Source organism: Rhodococcus sp. 7Tela_A2, assembly GCF_049311045.1.
GTDB lineage: Bacteria > Actinomycetota > Actinomycetes > Mycobacteriales > Mycobacteriaceae > Rhodococcus.
This window is the reverse complement of sequence record NZ_JAXION010000043.1, coordinates 13,170-31,411: the sequence shown is the minus strand read 5'-3', so window position 1 is coordinate 31,411 and position 18,242 is coordinate 13,170. Positions and strand designations below refer to the sequence as shown.

General features: G+C 67.9%; 15 protein-coding genes and 2 tRNA genes. 5 read left to right on the top strand and 12 right to left on the bottom strand.

The genetic code is table 11. The features are described 5' to 3' along the window. Positions 1-60: 60 nt before the first annotated feature. Together tig and TVH25_RS10480 are read right to left on the bottom strand one after the other, a co-directional pair. Positions 61-1,443, bottom strand: a complete 1,383-nt coding sequence (tig, locus tag TVH25_RS10485) for a trigger factor (protein ID WP_169620474.1) — start codon at positions 1,441-1,443, stop codon at positions 61-63. 74 nt (positions 1,444-1,517) lie between these two features. Next, positions 1,518-1,594: transfer RNA gene (locus tag TVH25_RS10480), tRNA-Pro, on the bottom strand. A gap of 140 nt (positions 1,595-1,734) precedes the next feature. Between TVH25_RS10480 and TVH25_RS10475 the strand changes: the two genes are divergently transcribed. After that, a tRNA-Gly gene (locus TVH25_RS10475) sits at positions 1,735-1,808 on the top strand. Between the two features lie 180 nt (positions 1,809-1,988). Beyond that, on the top strand, positions 1,989-3,134 hold the full coding sequence (locus TVH25_RS10470; RefSeq protein ID WP_422424062.1) for a wax ester/triacylglycerol synthase domain-containing protein: 1,146 nt from the start codon (positions 1,989-1,991) through the stop codon (positions 3,132-3,134). A 32-nt stretch (positions 3,135-3,166) separates the two neighbouring features. On the opposite strand, the gene TVH25_RS10465 is transcribed toward TVH25_RS10470, so the two are convergent. The 3 genes from TVH25_RS10465 to TVH25_RS10455 all read right to left on the bottom strand — a co-directional run bounded on the left by TVH25_RS10465 (position 3,167) and on the right by TVH25_RS10455 (position 5,193). After that, positions 3,167-3,964 (bottom strand): Fpg/Nei family DNA glycosylase, encoded by a 798-nt coding sequence (locus TVH25_RS10465; protein WP_169653217.1) that lies wholly within the window; start codon positions 3,962-3,964, stop codon positions 3,167-3,169. 3 nt (positions 3,965-3,967) lie between these two features. After that, positions 3,968-4,447: a ribose-5-phosphate isomerase gene (locus tag TVH25_RS10460; protein WP_169653216.1), complete on the bottom strand. Its 480-nt coding sequence runs from the start codon at positions 4,445-4,447 to the stop codon at positions 3,968-3,970. Between the two features lie 119 nt (positions 4,448-4,566). Then, positions 4,567-5,193, bottom strand: a complete 627-nt coding sequence (locus TVH25_RS10455; RefSeq protein ID WP_169620470.1) for a DsbA family protein — start codon at positions 5,191-5,193, stop codon at positions 4,567-4,569. A 184-nt stretch (positions 5,194-5,377) separates the two neighbouring features. On the opposite strand from TVH25_RS10455, the gene pepN reads away from it, so the two are divergent. Continuing rightward, the gene (gene pepN, locus TVH25_RS10450; protein WP_169620469.1) at positions 5,378-7,960 is read left to right on the top strand and encodes an aminopeptidase N; all 2,583 of its coding nucleotides are present in this window, start codon (positions 5,378-5,380) and stop codon (positions 7,958-7,960) included. Positions 7,961-8,104: 144 nt separating this feature from the next. Here the strand turns inward: pepN and TVH25_RS10445 are convergent, their stop codons facing one another. From TVH25_RS10445 to TVH25_RS10435, 3 genes are all read right to left on the bottom strand, one after another. Beyond that, a complete protein-coding gene (locus tag TVH25_RS10445) occupies positions 8,105-8,578 on the bottom strand; it encodes a DUF5130 family protein (RefSeq protein ID WP_169653214.1) in 474 nt (157 codons plus the stop codon). Then, positions 8,565-8,831: a hypothetical protein gene (locus tag TVH25_RS10440; protein ID WP_169620467.1), complete on the bottom strand. Its 267-nt coding sequence runs from the start codon at positions 8,829-8,831 to the stop codon at positions 8,565-8,567. Before TVH25_RS10440 ends, TVH25_RS10445 begins: the two co-directional genes overlap by 14 nt. 63 nt (positions 8,832-8,894) lie before the next feature. Next, the gene (locus TVH25_RS10435) at positions 8,895-9,521 is read right to left on the bottom strand and encodes an HNH endonuclease (protein ID WP_169620466.1); all 627 of its coding nucleotides are present in this window, start codon (positions 9,519-9,521) and stop codon (positions 8,895-8,897) included. Between the two features lie 185 nt (positions 9,522-9,706). On the opposite strand from TVH25_RS10435, the gene TVH25_RS10430 reads away from it, so the two are divergent. Beyond that, positions 9,707-10,099 carry a globin gene (locus TVH25_RS10430; protein WP_169620465.1) on the top strand — a complete coding sequence of 131 codons (393 nt, stop codon included), beginning with the start codon at positions 9,707-9,709 and terminating at the stop codon, positions 10,097-10,099. An 18-nt stretch (positions 10,100-10,117) separates the two neighbouring features. Here TVH25_RS10430 and TVH25_RS10425 read toward each other — a convergent pair whose 3' ends face one another. Continuing rightward, positions 10,118-10,540 (bottom strand): cupin domain-containing protein, encoded by a 423-nt coding sequence (locus TVH25_RS10425; protein WP_169620464.1) that lies wholly within the window; start codon positions 10,538-10,540, stop codon positions 10,118-10,120. An 82-nt stretch (positions 10,541-10,622) separates the two neighbouring features. On the opposite strand from TVH25_RS10425, the gene TVH25_RS10420 reads away from it, so the two are divergent. After that, complete coding sequence (locus TVH25_RS10420) at positions 10,623-12,239, top strand: glycoside hydrolase family 13 protein (protein ID WP_422424061.1); 1,617 nt, start codon at positions 10,623-10,625, stop codon at positions 12,237-12,239. Positions 12,240-12,244: 5 nt separating this feature from the next. Here the strand turns inward: TVH25_RS10420 and TVH25_RS10415 are convergent, their stop codons facing one another. The 3 genes from TVH25_RS10415 to TVH25_RS10405 are packed head-to-tail and all read right to left on the bottom strand — an operon-like array spanning position 12,245 to position 18,125. Continuing rightward, positions 12,245-12,943, bottom strand: coding sequence for a hypothetical protein (locus TVH25_RS10415; RefSeq protein WP_422424060.1), 699 nt, complete (start codon positions 12,941-12,943; stop codon positions 12,245-12,247). Beyond that, positions 12,936-13,370: an acyl-CoA thioesterase gene (locus tag TVH25_RS10410; protein WP_169620461.1), complete on the bottom strand. Its 435-nt coding sequence runs from the start codon at positions 13,368-13,370 to the stop codon at positions 12,936-12,938. Before TVH25_RS10410 ends, TVH25_RS10415 begins: the two co-directional genes overlap by 8 nt. Before the next feature lie 3 nt (positions 13,371-13,373). Then, positions 13,374-18,125 (bottom strand): NAD-glutamate dehydrogenase, encoded by a 4,752-nt coding sequence (locus TVH25_RS10405; RefSeq protein WP_422424065.1) that lies wholly within the window; start codon positions 18,123-18,125, stop codon positions 13,374-13,376. Positions 18,126-18,242: the final 117 nt, after the last annotated feature.

Here is an 18,242-nt window from a genome sequence, read left to right as displayed (position 1 = left end):
CGCGCCCCCCCCCCCCCCCCCCCCCCCCCCCCGTCTTCGCACAACGCGTAAAAAACCCGACTACTCGGAGGCCGAATCCTCGGTGCTCTCGGCAGCCGAATCCTCGGCATCCGCGTCGTCCTTCTTGGTGCCGAACAGCTCGCTCGTGTCGACCGACGCACCGGTGGTGTCGGTGACGGTCACGCGATCGACCACCGAGCCGAGCGCCTTGCCGCGACGCACGTCGGCGAACACCGCGCCGAGCTGGTTGGCCTGGCTGATCTGCTGGATGAACTGCTCGGGCGGGATTCCGTAGCGCTGCGCCTGGAAGAAGATCCGCTCGGTCAGCTCCTGCTGCTCGACGGTGGTGCCCTCTGCCTCGGCGATCGCGTCCAGCAGCAGCTGGGTCTTCACGGAACGCTCGGCCGACTCGCGAGCCTCCTTGTCGAACTCCTCACGGCTCGAACCCTGAGCCTCGAGCAGCTTGTCGAGCTGGGCTTCGTCGTGATCGAGCTCGTGGATCGCGTCGTGGACCGCGCTGTCGACCTCGGCCTGGACGACCGCGTCGGGGAGCGGGATCTCGACGGTGTCGAGCAGAACCTCGAGGACCTTGTCGCGGATCTGGCCGGCCTGCTCGACCTTCTTGACGCGCTCGACGCGCTCACGCAGGTCGGCGGTCAGCTCGTCGATGGTGTCGAACTCGCTCGCGAGCTGCGCGAAGTCGTCGTCGGCCTCGGGGAGCTCGCGCTCCTTGACCGAGTTCACCTTGACGGTGACGACCGCTTCCTTGCCGGCGAACTCGCCCGCCAGGAGGGTGGAGTTGAAGTCCTTCGACTCACCGGCGGAGGTGCCGATGATCGCGTCGTCGAGTCCGTCGATGAGCTGTCCGGAACCGACCTCGTGGGACAGACCCTCGGTGGCGGCCTCGGTGACCTCTTCACCGTCGACGGTCGCCGACAGGTCGATGGAGACGAAGTCGCCGTTCTGCACGGGACGTTCGACCCCCTTGAGGGTGCCGAAGCGCTGACGCAGCGACAGCAGCTGCTCCTCGATGTCCTCGTCGGTGATCTCGACGGGATCGACGGTGACGGCGATCTCGGAGAAGTCCGGCAGGGTGATCTCGGGACGCACGTCGACCTCGGCGTTGAAGACGAGCTCCACGTTGTCCTCGAGCTTGGTCACGTCGATCTCGGGCTGGCCCAGGACCTTGACCTCGTTGCTGGTCACAGCCTCGTTGTAGCGGGACTGGATGGCGTCGTTGACGACCTGCTCGAGCACGGCGCCGCGTCCGACACGGGCCTCGAGGATCTTGCGGGGCGCCTTGCCCGGACGGAAGCCCGGGATGCGCACCTGTCCTGCGAGGGACTGGAAGGCGCGGTCGAAATCAGGCTGGAGTTCCTCGAAGGGCACCTCAACGTTGATACGGACTCGCGTCGGGCTCAGCTGCTCGACGGTGCTCTTCACGGGACATGCTCCTTCTGTCGTGCTGTCTGGTCGGTCGTTCGTGTCACTACTGAGCGCGCTGACGCCGTTCGATCTGGTCGGGATGACAGGATTCGAACCTGCGACCCTCCGCTCCCAAAGCGGATGCGCTACCAAGCTGCGCCACATCCCGTCACCGGCTACCCCTAGAGCATCCCTGGGGACCCGCAGCAGAATCCTACGGCCCCCCGATTATGAAATCCAAAGCGAGGTTCGGTACAGTCTCATCCTGCACGGAGCGGACACCGCGAAAACGGTGAAAGCAACGGCAACGGGGATGTAGCTCAATGGTAGAGCCCCAGTCTTCCAAACTGGCTACGCGGGTTCGATTCCCGTCATCCCCTCCAGGGCAAACCTGGCGCGCCCCCCCCGGGCCACCCGCCCCCCCCCCCCCGGGGGGGCGGACGTTTTGTCGTTTCCGTCCCGGTCTGCGCGCCCGTGAGGTCGGATCACCGTTTCGACTCGAATCCGCAATGCGCCACCCAAGATCGGTGTCGCGGGCCGGATCGTGTGAGAGCGTCCCCACTGTGACCGACCGACCCGACCGCGACGGAACCACCGTTCCCGTGCCGCGTTCCGTGGTCGTGGCGGTCGTCGCGCTCGACGCCGTTCCGGACTGGGATCGCGTCACCGGCATGCTGGCACCGGGAAATCACGAGTCGCCCGCCTTCCGGCACCGGGTCGTCGACGTGCCGTTCGGGCTCGAAGCTCCGCGATGGGCCGGCGACCCCGATTCCGATCCGCCGTGGCACCTCGACCGGGTGTCCCTGCCCCCACATGCCACATTCGCCGACGTACTCGACTTCGCGCGCACCGCTCCCCCGGCACCGGCCGTGCGACACCCTCTGTGGGGGCTGACCCTGCTCGACGGACTGACGGGCGGCCGCTCTGCCCTGGTGATCCGGTTGCATCACCTGGCGGCCCCCGACGACGACACAAGCGATCCCGTCCGGTCGTGGGCACGCTCGGCCACACGCGGACTGACCCGGACTGCGACTTCCGTCGTGAAGACTCTTCTGGGAGAACCCGCAGACACCCCGGATGGGCGCACGGCATCCGATCACTCCCCCCACCGGCACTTCCCGTACCGGCTTCATGTGGTCGACGTTCCCCTCGCCGACCTTCGTGTCGCGACCGACCGGGCGAACTGCGGGCTCGAGAGCGGCTTCGCGGCCGCGATGCTCCTCGCGTGCGCTGCATACCGGCACCGCCAGGGGCGTAAGGCCGACAACCTGCGCGCCGCAATTCCGGTGTCCACGAGCCACCCCGTCACGGTCGAGTTGCTCGACAGTGCTTCGAACCCGGAAGAACTGATGCGCCGGATCGAGACGGATCGCACCAGTTTTACCGACGGCGCGGACTCACGTCCCGCGGATGGCCGGGGATTGCGCGGAGAACCGGTGACCACACTGTCGAACAGCGAGGCGCTCTTCGGCGCGCACGACGTACTGACCGCCACGCTCCCCGGGTCGAGCGCGCCGCTCTACATCGGTGGCGCGAAAGTCGAGCGGTATTACGGTTTCGGCCCGACGCACGGCGCCGCGTTCAACGCGACACTCATGTCGTACCGGGCGGGATGCGGGATCGGGGTCACCGTCGATCCCGTCGCGGTGCCGGATCGGGACGTGTTCGACGAATGCCTACGCATCGGAGTCGACGCTGTCGTCGGCTAGGCCCGCGATCCCCGCGTCGCCCCGGCCGCTGGTCAGTCCGGCTGACACGTCGGGCACCAGAAGAGGTTCCGCGCACCCATCACCTTGTGCAGCACCGGGGTCCCGCACACACGACAGGGCTCACCGGTACGGCGGTACACGTACGTGCGGGGACGGTCCTTCGCATAGGAGGGCATCCCGTCGTCGTGTTCGGTGCGGACGACGTGCATTCGCCCGCGCTGCGCCCCCACTTCCATGAGTTCGACGAGATCGCTCCACAGCGCATCGAATTCGTCGCGTGTGAGATCGCGTCCGGGCCGACCGGGATGAATGTTGTGGCGGAACAACACTTCCGCGCGATAGACGTTGCCGACCCCGGCGATCACGGATTGATCCATCAGCAGCGAGCCGATCGGGCTGCGGGAGCGGCTCATTCGTGTCCACACCCGCTCCGCGTCGGCGTCCGGACGCAGCGGATCCGGTCCGAGGCGCGCCTCGATCGCGTCGACCTCACCCTCGGTGAGCACCTCGCACGCCGCAGGACCGCGCAGGTCGCTGCCGTGACGAGCACCGATCATCCGCATGCGGACCTGCCCCACCGGTTCGCCCAGCGGCAACTCCGTGTCGGTGAAGGCTCCGTAGATACCGAGGTGGACATGCACCGCGAGGCCACCGTCGTAATGATGGAACAGATGCTTGCCCCACGCGTCGACGTGGACGAGGACCCGCCCGTCGACTGCCCGGGCACCGTCCTCGAAGCGTCCCTGGGGACTGGACACCCGCACCGGCGCACCCGAATACCACTCGGTGTGCAACCGGGCGAGCCGGTGCAGGATATGTCCTTCGGGCACAGGTCAGTTCGATGTGCCCGGCACGGCCGGAGCCACACCGGTCTTCTCGTACTCGGCAAGAATGTCGATGCGACGCTGGTGACGTTCCTCGTTCGACCACTCGGCCGCGAGGAAGGCATCCACGATCGCGAGGGTTTCCTCGAGCGTGTGCATCCGGCCGCCGATGCCGATCAGCTGAGCATTGTTGTGTTCGCGGGCGAGGGTGGCGGTCTCGACGCTCCACGCCAGCGCGCACCGCGCGCCCGGGACCTTGTTCGCCGCGATCTGCTCGCCGTTCCCGCTGCCACCGAGCACCAGTCCGAGGCTTCCCTCGTCCGCAACGGTGCGACGGGCGGCCTCGATGCAGAACGCCGGGTAGTCGTCCTGAGCGTCGTACTCGAAGGCGCCGCAGTCGATCGCCTCGTGGCCGTTCGCGGTCAGGTGTTCGATGATCTGATTCTTACGTTCGAAACCGGCATGGTCGGCTCCCAGGTACACGCGCATGAGCAGAGTCTAACGAGTCCCCGGTGTGCGGACCGACGCCCTGCCCGGATGTGCCCGAAGACGCCGCGCCCGGTGCTTCGAACGCGTCTCGCGTCCGAAGCACCGGGCAGGCTCGGACCTCAGTCGAACGTCGGGTCCTCGTTGCGGCTGCGCTTGAGCTCGAAGAAGTGCGGGTACGACGCGAGTGCGACGACGCCGTCCCACACGGTGCCGGCTTCTTCACCGCGCGGAATCTTCGACAACACCGGTCCGAAGAACGCGATGCCGTTGACGTGAATGGTCGGCGTTCCCACGTCCTGGCCCACGGCGTCCATTCCCGCGGCGTGACTCGCACGCAGCGCCGTGTCGTACTCGGTGCTGGTCGCGGCGTCGGCCAGCGACGGATCGAGGTCGAGTTCCGCGAGCGCGCCGGCGACGACGTCGTCGAGGTTCTCGTTGCCCTCGTTGTGGATCCGGGTGCCCATCGCGGTGTAGAGCGGCGAGAGGATGTCGTCGCCGTACTTCTGTGCCGCGGCGATGGCGACACGCACGGGACCCCATGCGTCCTTCATGCGTTCGGCGTACTCCTCCGGGAGATCGCGGCCCTCGTTGAGCACTGCCAGGCTCATCACGTGGAAGCGTGCCTCGATGTCGCGCACCTTCGTGACCTCGAGAATCCAGCGTGAGGTCACCCAGCACCACGGGCACAGCGGGTCGAACCAGAAATCGGCGGTGTCCTTGCCGGTGGGGGTGGTCGAGTCGCTCACGAAGGTCTCCTCAGGATGGTCCGAACCCGGCGGTTGCCGCGATACGCCGTCCAACAGTCTGTCGGGCCGTATTCTTCCCCGCCCTGTCCGCACGGGCGACGTTCCGACGTCCCGACCATGGCGCTACCCCGATCATGATGGGATGGATGCCTGCCGACATCCCGTCGTGAAAAGGAGCTCTTCTGTGGCACCACCCAATCTCACCCGCGAGCAGGCCGCCGAGCGCGCCGCCGTGTTGTCCGTCGACAACTACAGCATCGAGCTCGATCTGACGGACGGAGCCGGAGCACCCGGCACCACGACGTTCCGCTCTCTCACCACCGTGCGCTTCGACGCGACCGAAGGTGCGTCGACGTTCATCGACCTCATCGCGAAATCGGTCACCTCGGCCACCCTCAACGGCGCCCCGGTCGACGTGTCCGGCTACACCGAGGACACCGGGATCGCCCTGACGGGCCTGGCGGCACGGAACGAACTCGTCGTCGACGCCGAGTGCCTCTACACCAACACCGGCGAGGGTCTGCACCGATTCGTCGACCCCACCGACGACGCGGTGTACCTCTACTCCCAGTTCGAGACCGCCGACGCGAAGCGGATGTTCGCGTGCTTCGATCAGCCCGATCTCAAGGCGACGTTCGACGTCTCCGTGACCGCGCCCGAGAGCTGGAAGGTCATCTCCAACGGTGCGGAGGTGCAGACGGCGGCCGCGCAACCGGGGCAGCACATCTTCCGGACGACACCGCGCATGAGCACCTACCTCGTCGCGCTGATCGCCGGTCCGTACGCGCAGTGGACGGACGAGTACAGCGACGCGCACGGCACCATCCCGCTGGGCCTCTACTGCCGCGCGTCGCTCGCGGAACACATGGATGCCGACCGCCTCTTCGCCGAAACCAAGCAGGGTTTCGGTTTCTACCACGACAACTTCGGTGTGCCGTACGCGTTCGGCAAGTACGACCAGCTGTTCGTGCCCGAGTTCAACGCCGGCGCAATGGAGAACGCGGGGGCGGTGACATTCCTCGAGGATTACGTCTTCCGCTCCAAGGTGACCCGGTACTCGTACGAACGCCGCGCCGAGACGGTGCTGCACGAGATGGCACACATGTGGTTCGGCGACCTCGTCACCATGCGGTGGTGGGACGACCTGTGGCTCAACGAGTCCTTCGCGACTTTCGCGTCGGTGCTGTGCCAGGCGTCGGCAACCGAGTACACCAACGCGTGGACGACCTTCGCGAACGTCGAGAAGTCGTGGGCGTACCGGCAGGATCAGCTGCCGTCCACGCATCCGATCGCCGCGGACATCCCCGACCTCGCCGCCGTGGAGGTCAACTTCGACGGCATCACCTACGCCAAGGGCGCGTCGGTGCTCAAGCAACTCGTCGCCTATGTGGGGCAGGAACCGTTCCTCGCGGGGCTGCGCGACTACTTCCGCGAGCACGCGTACGGCAACGCCACTTTCGACGACCTGCTCGCTGCTCTCGAGAAGTCCTCCGGACGCGACCTGTCCGGGTGGGGAGCGCAGTGGCTCAAGACCACCGGGCTGAACATCATGCGACCCGATTTCGAGGTCGCCGCCGACGGCACGTTCACCCGCTTCGCGGTGGTTCAGGAAGGCGCCCTGCCCGGCGCCGGTGAACTGCGGGTCCATCGTCTGGCGATCGGTGTGTACGACGACGACGGCTCGGGCAAGCTCGTCCGGACCCACCGCGTCGAGATCGATGTCGACGCGGCCGAGCGCACCGACGTCCCCGAACTGGTGGGAGTGCCCCGCGGCAAGTTCGTGCTCGTCAACGACGACGACCTGACGTACTGCTCGGTGCGCCTCGACGACGAGTCGCTCTCGACGGTCCTCGAGCGCATCGGCGACATCACCGACTCGTTGCCGCGCACCCTCGTGTGGTCGGCTGCGTGGGAGATGACCCGGCAGGCGGAACTGAAGGCTCGGGACTTCGTCGCACTCGTGCAGCGCGGCATCGCCGCCGAAACCGAAGTGGGCGTCGTGCAGCGTCTGCTGATGCAAGCGGCCACCGCACTGGCAAGCTACTCGGAGCCGTCGTGGGCGAACGAGCGAGGCTGGCCCGACTTCGCGAACCGGCTGCTCGAGCTTGCCCGCGAGGCCGAGGCGGGATCGGATCACCAGCTCGCGTTCGTCAATGCGCTGAGCAGCGCGCAACTGTCGCCGTGGCACACCGAAGTACTGACCGAACTGCTCGACGCAGACCCGGCGTCGGTGGGACTGGACGGACTCGTCGTCGACACGGACCTGCGCTGGCGCATCGTCCACGCGCTCGCCGCGGCGGGCGAGATCGACAGTGACGGGGTCGAGTCGCCGTTCATCGACGCGGAGGCCCGCCGCGACGCCACTGCGGCAGGCGCCCGCCAGGCAGCTGCGGCACGCGCCGCCCGGCCACAGGCGGAAGTGAAGGAACAGGTCTGGGAGACCGTCGTGCACGACGACACCGTCCCCAACGTCACCGCCCGAGCCGTCATCGGCGGGTTCGCGCCGCTGGGTCAGAGCGACTTGCTCGCACCGTATGTCGCACGGTACTTCGCCGAGGTTCCGCAGGTGTGGGGGCGGCGCTCGAGCGAGGTCGCGCAGACGGTAGTGGTGGGTCTGTACCCGTCGTGGGCCGTCACCGAGGATGCGGTGGCAGCGGCCGACGACTTCCTCGCCGGGGAGCATCCGCCGGCGCTGCGCCGGCTCATCGTCGAGGGCCGCGCCGGGATCGTCCGGTCGCTGAAGGCACGCTCGTTCGACGCGTCGTGATCTCACACGGCATGTGAAACGCCTGTGGCCCGGTGCCGCACCCGGTCGTCGGACCGAGCGCGGCACCGGGCCACGGTGGCGGAGCGCAGAGACGGCGGGGTCGCCGGCGCCGCGAGACCGCCGAAACTACAGAAGCATCGAGACCTACGGTGCGATGATCGCGTTGGCCATCACGCGGACGGCACTGGTGATGCCGTCGAGCAGGTTCCCCTGGCCGAAGGACGCCAGCGCGGCGGTGACGCCGAGTTGCAGGACGCGATCCGTCGCGCGGGCGGAAGCCTCGCGTCCGGAACGGATCTCGATGGCCCGCTGATTGGGGTACACGGCGATCAGCACCGAGTTCTCCGCGTCGGGGGTCGCCGGCAGCAGCGCGTCGGTCTCGGCAGCCGGGTTCACGGCATCACCGATGTACACGGAGAACCGCACGTGGGTTGCCCGGATGGCATCGGTCAGCGTGTCGTCGAGCCGGATGAGGTCGCTGTCCTTGAACGGCGGTCCGGCGAACGGCTCGCCGAGCGGGCGAGCGCTCGAAATTCGGCCGCTCGTCGTGAGTGCCGCGCCGTACGGAAGAGTCTCCTGGGAACGGGCGGGAGTGTGGATCACGTCACCACTTGCCACTTGCGGTACCTCCGATCAGATCCGCCGGGTTACCGACGACATGTCCGTGATGGGCGTGATGCCCGGGGCGCGTCACTTCGTCCGTGGCGGTCCACAGCACCGGCTCGTACTCCCACTTCTGGCCGAGGGTGTACGCGGTATCGGACGGAACGGGGCCCGGGTATCGCTGCCCGGTCAGGGACAGACCGGCGAAGACCAAGATGATCAGCAGCGGAATGCCGACGAAGATCAGGGTTGTCTCGAGAATGCTCACACGCAAACGGTAGCCCAGGCACCCGGGAAAGGCCGCATACGCCCCTGATTCCGTACCGTGCCGTCAGGCGGCGCCCTCTCCCAGGTACGGCAGCCAGGTGGGGTGCAACTCCGGGAGGGTGGCGAGCAGGCGCCAGTGCCTGCCCTTCGGCGGGGTGAGAACGGCGCGCATCGTCCACCCGAGTTCGGCGAGCATCTTGTCTGCCTTCTTGTGGTTGCAGGGCGCGCAGCACGCGACGCAGTTCTCCCAGCTGTGCTCGCCTCCGCGACTGCGAGGCACCACGTGGTCGATCGTCTCGGCTTTCGCGCCGCAATATGCGCAGCGGTTTCCGTCGCGGTGCATGAGCGCCGCGCGGGTCATGGGTACCCGGGCGTGATAGGGCACCCGGACGTAACTGCGCAGGCGGATCACCGAAGGCAACTGCACCGACCATTCCGCTGAGCGGACGAACGGCGCGTGCGGGTCGTCGTGGACGGTATCGGCCTTACCACCGGTCATGAGAATGACGGCGCGCCGGGCCGGCAGCGCCGTGAGAGGTTCGTAGGTGGCATTGAGCAGCAGCACCCGTCGTTTGACCCAGTCGGGCACCGCCGTGCTGTCGCGCACCACGCGCAGGGTGTTGGCCCCCGGCGCCCCCATCGGGGCATCCGCGGGCGGGAGTTGTCGATGTGCGCTGCTGCGGTGCTTCATACGACCTCCGGAAGACTGGAAACAGTGCATCACGGATGGTCGAAAATCGCACCCTGAATCGTGCGACTTGCCGAGGTCGGGTATGTGAACTTCCGGGGCCGCCGGACACGGATACCGCTGCCGCGACGGGCGGGCCGCTGCAACGGGCACAATGGACACTCGAGAGGGATGGTGAGCAGAAACCGATGAGTGACGAGCAGACCTTCTACGACGCAGTGGGCGGCGCCGAGACGTTTCGTAAGATCACGGCGCGCTTCTACGAAGAGGTGGCCGCGGACGAGATCGTCCGTCCGCTGTACCCCGAGGAAGATCTCGGCCCGGCCGAGCGGCGCATGCGCATGTTTCTCGAGCAGTACTGGGGCGGGCCGCACACCTACTCCGACGAACGCGGCCACCCGCGCCTGCGCATGCGGCACCACCCGTTCCGCATCGGACCGCTCGAGCGCGACGCGTGGCTGCGCTGTATGCACACCGCGATCGCGTCGATCGACGAGGAGACGCTCGACGACGCCCACCGCCGCCAACTGCTCGACTACATGAACATGGCAGCCGACTCGATGATGAATTCGGCCGTGTGACGTCGCCCCAGGAGCGGGTCAGCCCCTCCGCACGAGCGACCTGAGCTTTCCGGCGACGCGGAATCCGAAGATCAGCGGTGCCGGCATCACCCGATGCAGGATCGCATGTTTGCGGACGTACTCGGGAACCTCCCAGAGCGCGGACGTGCCGGCCCGGAACAGGGCCGCGTCCCCGGCACGGAGGATCCGCGGATCGGCGTCGTCGGAACTGACGATCACCGAACCTTCCACGATGTGGACGATCTCGTCGGCGCCGAAGTGCCATGTGAAACGGCCCGCCGTGCAGTCCCACACATGGGTGGTGGTGGTCAGGTCGCTCCCTGTCGACCATTGACCGCTGCGGGCCACCGGCGTCCCGTCGTGGATCCAGTCCGGGTCGATCGGATCTTCGTGAAGTTCCACGTCGTCGAGGGAGACAGCGACGATCGGCGTCCAATTCATGAGGATTGTCCTATCACGTGTGCGCGGTCACAGGAATTCGCTGCCACGGTTCGACCTGTCCACGCGGCGCGCATCTGTCACGATGACTCCCGTGGCCCGCCCCAGCGATGCGCCGACCGACGGTCCCGTCCCCGCGCGGGCCTGGTGGCGCGATGCCGTGTTCTACCAGGTGTATCCGCGGTCGTTCGCCGACTCGGACGGAGACGGGGTCGGCGATCTCGCCGGGATCCGCAGCCACCTCTGGTACCTCGAACTCCTCGGAGTCGACGCGCTCTGGCTCAATCCCGTGATGCGGTCGCCGATGGCGGATCACGGGTACGACGTATCCGACCCCCGCGACATCGACCCTCTTTTCGGTGACATCGCCGCCTTCGACGCGTTGGTCGGCGAGGCGCACGCGCGGGGCATTCGTGTCGTGATGGACCTCGTGCCGAACCATGTCAGCAGCGAACATCCCTGGTTCCACGAGGCACTCGCCTCGCCACCGGGAAGCGCGGAACGCAACCGTTTCCATTTCCGGGACGGTCGCGGGCCGGGCGGCGACGAGCCGCCGAACAACTGGCCCAGCATCTTCGGGGGTCCGGCCTGGACCCGGGTCACCGAGCCCGACGGCACCCCGGGCCAGTGGTACCTGCACGTGTTCGCCTCGCAGCAACCCGATCTGAACTGGGCCGACCCGGATGTCGGCGAGGACCTCGAGAAAACTCTCCGGTTCTGGCTGCACGACCGGCACGTGGACGGGTTCCGCATCGACGTCGCGCACGGCATGGCCAAGCCCGCCGACCTGGCCGACCACGACGGCTGGGAGGAGAACGAACTCCTCGGACATGCCGCGTCCGATCCCCGCTTCGACAACCCCGAAGTCCATGCCATCCACCGGGCTATCCGGGAAGTGCTCGACGAGTATCCGCATGCGGTGACGATCGGTGAGATCTGGGTCAGCGATCACGAGCGGTTCTCCGCCTATCTGCGGCCGGACGAGTTGCACCTCGGTTTCGAGTTCCACCTGACTCTCGCGGGCTGGGATGCGAACGAGATCAAGGAAGCGATCGACAAGGGCTTCGCCGCTGTCGCCGGCACACCGGCGTCCCCGACCTGGACATTGTCGAACCACGACGTGGACCGGGAGGTGAGCCGCTACGGAGGCGGTGCGCGGGGCCTCGCCCGGGCCCGCGCCATGATCCTGCTGGAGTTGGCGCTACCGGGTGCGGCCTTCGTCTACAACGGGGCCGAACTCGGGCTACCGAACGTGGATCTCCCGGACGAGGTGCTGCAGGACCCGGTGTGGGAACGCTCAGGGCGCACCGACCGCGGCCGGGACGGATGCCGCGTCCCTCTGCCGTGGGAGGGCACGGCCCCTCCGTTCGGATTCACCGGCGCGTCGCAGTCGTGGCTGCCCCAGCCCGAGAACTGGGCCGCGCTCACCGTCGAAGCGCAGCTCGCCGACACGGGATCGACACTGTCGCTGTACCGGCGCGCCATCGAGCTGCGGCACGAACGTCCGGAGATCTCCGGCGACGACATCGGCTGGTACGGCAGCCCGCCCGGCTGTCTCGCGTTCCGGCGTACCGGCGGAGTGACGTGTGTGCTCAACGCCGGCACGGAGCCGGTCGTGCTCCCGCCGGGCACGGTGCTGTTGTCCAGCACACCGATCGCGGGCCGGCATCTCCCGCCCGACAGTGCCGCCTGGCTCGTCTGACCGGGCTACACCACACTCAGACCGAGACCACCGGTCCGGCGCAGATGGACGGATCCGTACCGCGCATCGAGGCGCAGCCACGTCGGGGAGGCGCGAACCCGTACCACCTCGGCGGGATCGATGCCCTCGACATCGCCGGAGTCCCGGCCCGAGGTGGGGACGAATCCCATTGCGCCCAGCGCGAAGACCATCCGCATGGGCACCCCCACCGTCGTGTCACCACCGCTCACTTCCAGTACTTCCTGCGCGAGCAGCGACGCCGGAGGTCCTTGCGCGCCCTGTTCGCGAGTCAAGGTCACGCCGCGGTGGGCGAGTTCGACGAGCACGCGGGCGGGGACGTCGTCGACGTGCGTGTAGCCGCCCTCGGGGGGCAGCGCACCGCGCCAGGCCGAATCCATCGCCCATCCCGGGTCCACCTCGGGGTGCGGACCCGACGCCCCGACGAGCGCGGCGCGCAGGCCGTCGGCGGCGACACACGTGTCGGCAGGATCGACGGTGCCGCGCACGACCCGCGACGCGAGGACCTCGAAGCCGGTCTGCGCCCACACGCCGAGCACACCGTCGCCCCGGCGGCGCAGGCGTACGACAGCCGAGTCGTCCATGCGGAGCACATGGGTGAGGAAGCTGGCGAGGTCGGTGCGCTCGGCGGGCCCGTCGAGACGTATCGCGCGTTCACCGCGGCCCCGGCCGGCTGTGTCAGTCACGCCGCCACCGCAGCAGGAACTCACGTTCGTGGTCGTCGAGCCGCCGCAGCCGCTGGGTGTCGATGTCGAACGCCGCAATCTGGGTGGAGGCGATCACGGCCGGTGCGGAGTCGGCCGGAGCGCCACCGGGACGCACCTCGTAACCGATGGTGAAGTCGACCGCCCGGACCTTCTCGGTCCACATCATGATGTCGAGCGGGCCGTCCGAGTGGCGGAGTTGCCGCCGGTACCGCACGTGGAGATCTGCGATCACGGCACCTTCGCGCAGGCTCTGGGTGGGCCGGCCGTCGGCGAAGAGCCACGGGATGCGCGCCTCTTCGAGCAACGTCACCATCCGCGCGTGGTTGATGTGCTGGAAGACATCCATGTCGGACCACCGCACCATCACCTCGGTGTGGAATCCGAACTGTTCCCCCGCGCTGCCCACTCGTTACCTCCGATCGGATGCGCCGGTGCGCACCATGCTTCTGATCTGACGTGCCGCCACCGACAGGACGGCGAGGTCCAGGTTCCCAGACGCGAAGATCTCGTCGAGCGCCGCCCTCGCACGCACGAGCCTCGACCCGTTGGACAACTCCCAGTCCTCGATCATCTCCGCGGTGGTCTCGCCGGGCTCCGCCCCGGCGAACACGTCGAGCACCAAGGCGCTCAACGATCCGTACAGGTCGTCGCGTAATGCCAAGCGGGCGAGGGAGTGCCAGCGGTCTCCTCGTTCGAGGGCGGAGACCGCACTGAGAAGGCGGTCGATTCCGAGATGCGCGTCGAGTGCGTAGTACAGCTCCGCGACGTCCTCGTCGTCCCGCTCGACGATGTCCGCGACGTCGATGACATCGAGCAGCGCGAACTGGACGAGGAGGTAGTACACCGCATCCGTGGGTTCGGCCGGAGCACCCCGATCGAGCACGGGCCGGGTCCTGCGGGCGAAGTCTTCGACGTGATGCCCCCGCACCCATTCGCCGACCCGCGGGGCGAGTCGTGCGAAGCGGTCGCGATACCGGCTGATCTCCGCGCCCACCGCGAGGGGTTGCGGCCGTGTCGAGAGCAGCCGCCGCGACGCGCGGTCCAGGACCCGACGCGATTCGAGGAGCAGGTCGTCCTCGACGTCGGTGGGAAGCCGCTCGCTGCGGACCCGGTCCCAGATCGCGGGCAGCCCGAAGATCGCGGTGACCGCGGCGTATGCGCGGACCGCGTCGGTGCTCGACGCTCCGGTCTCCTCGGTCAGCCGGTACACGAAGGAGATGCCGCCGTTGTCGACGGTTTCGTTCGCGAGGATGGTCGCGACGATCTGCCGGCGGAGCGGGTGCGCCTTGATTGCGGTGGCGAACCGATCCCGGAGCGCGGGCGGGAAATAACCGGGCAGGCGCGACGCGAACGTGTCGCTGTCGGGCACGTCGGTAGCGAGAAGTTCCTCGACGAGGGCGAGCTTGACGTGGGCGAGCAGCTGGGACAACTCGGGCGAGGTGAGGCCCTCCCCCGCTGTGAACCGGCGTGCGATCTCGGCGTCGTCGGGTAACGCGTCGAGGCGACGGTCGAGTCCGTGCTCGGCTTCGAGCGCGCTGAGGAGCCGCTGGTGTACACCGAGCAGCGATGGCGCGGCCGCTCGCTCGAGACCCAGGACATTGTTCTGCCCGATGTTGTCGGCGAGCACGAGTTCCGCGACGTCGTCGGTCATGGAGGCGAGCAGCGGGTTACGGTCTTCGGTCCGGAGTTCGCCGGCGGTGACCACCGAGTCGAGCAGGATCTTGATGTTGACCTCGTGGTCGGAGCAGTCCACGCCCGCCGAATTGTCGATCGCGTCGGTGTTGATCTTTCCGCCGGTGCGGGCGTATTCGATACGCCCGAGTTGCGTCACCCCGAGATTGCCGCCTTCGCCGACCACCCGTGCCCGCACACTGTCGCCGTCGACGCGCACGGAGTCGTTGCTCTTGTCCCCGACGTCGGCGTGGGATTCCGAGCGCGCCTTGATGTAGGTGCCGATGCCGCCGTTCCACAGCAGGTCGACGGGTGCGCGCAGGATCGCCCGGATCAGTTCGGACGGGGTGAGTTCGGTGACGTCGTCGGGCAGGGCGAGCACCCGGCGGGCCTGTTCGCTGACCGGGATCGATTTGCGGGTGCGTTCCCACACTCCGCCGCCCTCGCCGATCAGTGCCGGGTCGTAGTCGGCCCACGACGAGCGGGGAAGCTCGAAGATCCGCCGTCGTTCGGCGAACGAGCGAGCCGCGTCGGGCTCCGGATCGAGGAAGATGTGGCGGTGGTCGAACGCGGCGACGAGCTGGATGTGCTCGCTGAGCAACATCCCGTTGCCGAACACGTCGCCGCTCATGTCACCGATACCGGCGACGGTGAAGTTCTCCGTCTGCGTATCGAGTCCGCGCTCACGGAAGTGCCGCTTGACGCTCTCCCATGCGCCGCGCGCGGTGATGCCCATCTCCTTGTGGTCGTATCCGGCCGAGCCGCCGGATGCGAACGCGTCACCGAGCCAGAAGCCGTAGTCGGCCGCAACCGAATTGGCCAGGTCGGAGAACGACGCGGTGCCCTTGTCGGCGGCCACCACGAGGTAGGTGTCGTCGGTGTCGTGGCGCACCACCCGTTCCGGTGGGATCACCGTGGTGCGCGACCGATCGAGGTTGTCGGTGACGTCGAGCAGCCCGGAGATGAACCGGCGGTAGCACTGTTCGCCGCGCTCACGGACGGCTCGACGATCGGCAGCGGCGTCGCCGGTGGGCTGCGGCGCGTGCTTGACGACGAATCCGCCTTTCGCCCCGACGGGAACGATGACGGCGTTCTTCACCGCCTGCGCCTTGACGAGCCCGAGAACCTCGGTGCGGTAATCCTCACGGCGGTCGGACCATCGGAGACCACCGCGGGCGACGGCGCCGTACCGCATGTGCACGCCCTCCACATCGGGTGCGTAGACGAAGATCTCGAACTTCGGTCGTGGCTGCGGGAGTTCGGCGATGCCGGCCGGATCGAGCTTCATCGACAGGACGCGGCCGCGGGCGGAGTCGTCGTCCGCGGGGACGAAGTAGTTGGTGCGCAGGGTGGAGCGGATCAGCGAGAACAGCCCCCGCAGGATCCGGTCGGGGACCAGTCCTGTCACGGCCTCGATCTTCGACGTGAGCTCGCCGGAGATGCGTTCTTCACTCTCGGATTCGGCAACCTCCGGATCGAATCGGGCCTCGAACAGCCGGACCAGCAGGACCGTGATCTCGGGGTAGTCGAGCAGTACGCCTTCGATGTTGTGCTGACTGTACGGAAAACCGGTCTGCCGCAGGTATTTCGCGTACGCACGCAGCATGACCGCCTGACGCCACACCAGCCCGGCGCGCAACACCAGTTCGTTGAATCTGTCGGTTTCGGAGTCGCCGCGCCAGGCGACGACGAACATGTCGGTGAAACGACCCGCGAGCGTCGGGTCGGAGTCCAGAGTGTCCGGCGCGAGATCGCCCGGAAGCCCGAGACCGAAATCGTAGATCCAGCAATCGATTCCGTCGGACCGGGGAACCCGGTACGGGCGCTCGTCGATAACCTGGACGCCGAGGCTCTGCAGCACCGGAAGCACCCGGCCGAGGGTAACCGGCTCGTCGCCGACGTACAGGGTGAAGCGCCACGCCCCGGGTGCTGCGCCGTCGGACCGGCAGAGCCGCGTCTCGATCTCACCGACCCGCAGACCCTCGAGCACCACAAGATCGGAAAGAGCGCGCTCCGACGGGAAATCCTCCTTGTACGCCTCGGGCACTGCGTCTGCGTATCGCTGCACCAGTGCGGCGTCGACGCGGGCATCGCCGGCGGCGGCCTCGGAAAGCCGATCGGTCCAGTTCCTGCTGGTCGCCGCGAGCAGCGCCTGGATCCGGATGCGGTTCTCGTCGGAGGTGTCGATCTCGTGCCGGCCGCGCCCGGGGAACCTGATCGTGACGTGCAGGAGAGCCAGCTCCCCCTCCGAGACCCGCGCGGTGTAGTCGAGGACTCCCCCGCCGTACTCGCTCAAGAGGATGTCCTGCATCGCGATGCGGACCTTCGTCGTGTACCGGTCGCGCGGCAGGTACACCAGGCACGACACGTACCGGCGGTGCGTGTCGACGCGTACGAACAACCGGACCTGCCTGCGGATGTCGACCACCGACGTGACGGTGTCGTAGAGGGTGGCGGTGTCCATCGAGAAGAGTTCGGCACGCGGGATGGTCTGCATGATCTCGAGCATCGCCTGACCGCTGTACGACGAAATGTCCACGTGGGCACGGGCGATCACGGCACGCACCCGGCGGGAGATGAGCGGGATGTCGAGGATGTTGTCGTTGAGCGCGGTCACTGTCAGCACTCCGAGGAAGCGGTGCTCACCGACCACGCGACCTTCCGCATCGAGGACTGCGATCCCCACGAAATACGGATAGACCGAGCGGTGCACGGTCGTCGGCAGCGCCCCCTGGGTGAGGACCAGCAACGGCCGCCGGTCGGGGTGCGCACCGGGCGGCAACTCGAGTGGATCGCTGTCGGGGCCCTCGGTGCGCAGGACCCCCAGTCCGCTGCCCCGGACGGGGCGTGCTCGCACCACGCCTGATCCATCGGTGTCGACGAACTCGTAGCGCCGGTAACCGAGCATGGTGAAGTGCCCGCGGGCGAGCCAGCGCAACAGATCGGCGGTTTCGGCGAGAACGGTGGCGGTGTGCTGCGGCGGCGGAACGACCGCGAGCGCGTCGAGTGCACCGGCGAGTTCGCGCTGCAGGGCGAGCATCGGTTCGGTGTCGGAGACGACCTGCCGCACTTCGGCCAGCGCACGGCGGAGTCCGTCGTCGATCTCGTCGACTGTGGGTCCGTCGGCTCCGAGTGCGAACTGCACGTGCATCCACGACTCGGCGATCCGGTGCACCGGATCCTCGTCGTCGACCGACGGGTTTCCGGGCGAGAGGTCGCGCAGCAGTCCCGCGTCGTCGCGCAGTGCCGAGAACTCCGGGTGCACCACCGCATCGACACCCACTCCGAGGCGGGCGAAGAGTGCCAGGACGGCCTCGACGAGGAGGGGCATGTCGTCGGTGACGATCTGGGCGGTCGATCCCAGTGGGTCGCCTCCCGGCGGACGAACCCGGATCGCCGCCGTGCCCGGCGCACGCTCGCGTCCCAGTTCGAGATGGGCGGCGGCCACTGCTTCGGGTGCGCCGATTTCCTCGCCCGACTGCTCGTACATCTGCACGAGAGTCGCCACCAACGACGAATCCAGTTGCGACGCAGTTGAATCCGCCATTACTTCACTCCCTGACCTGCTTGCCGGACAAAACCGAGCGCCGCGGACGGGCCCGAGTTC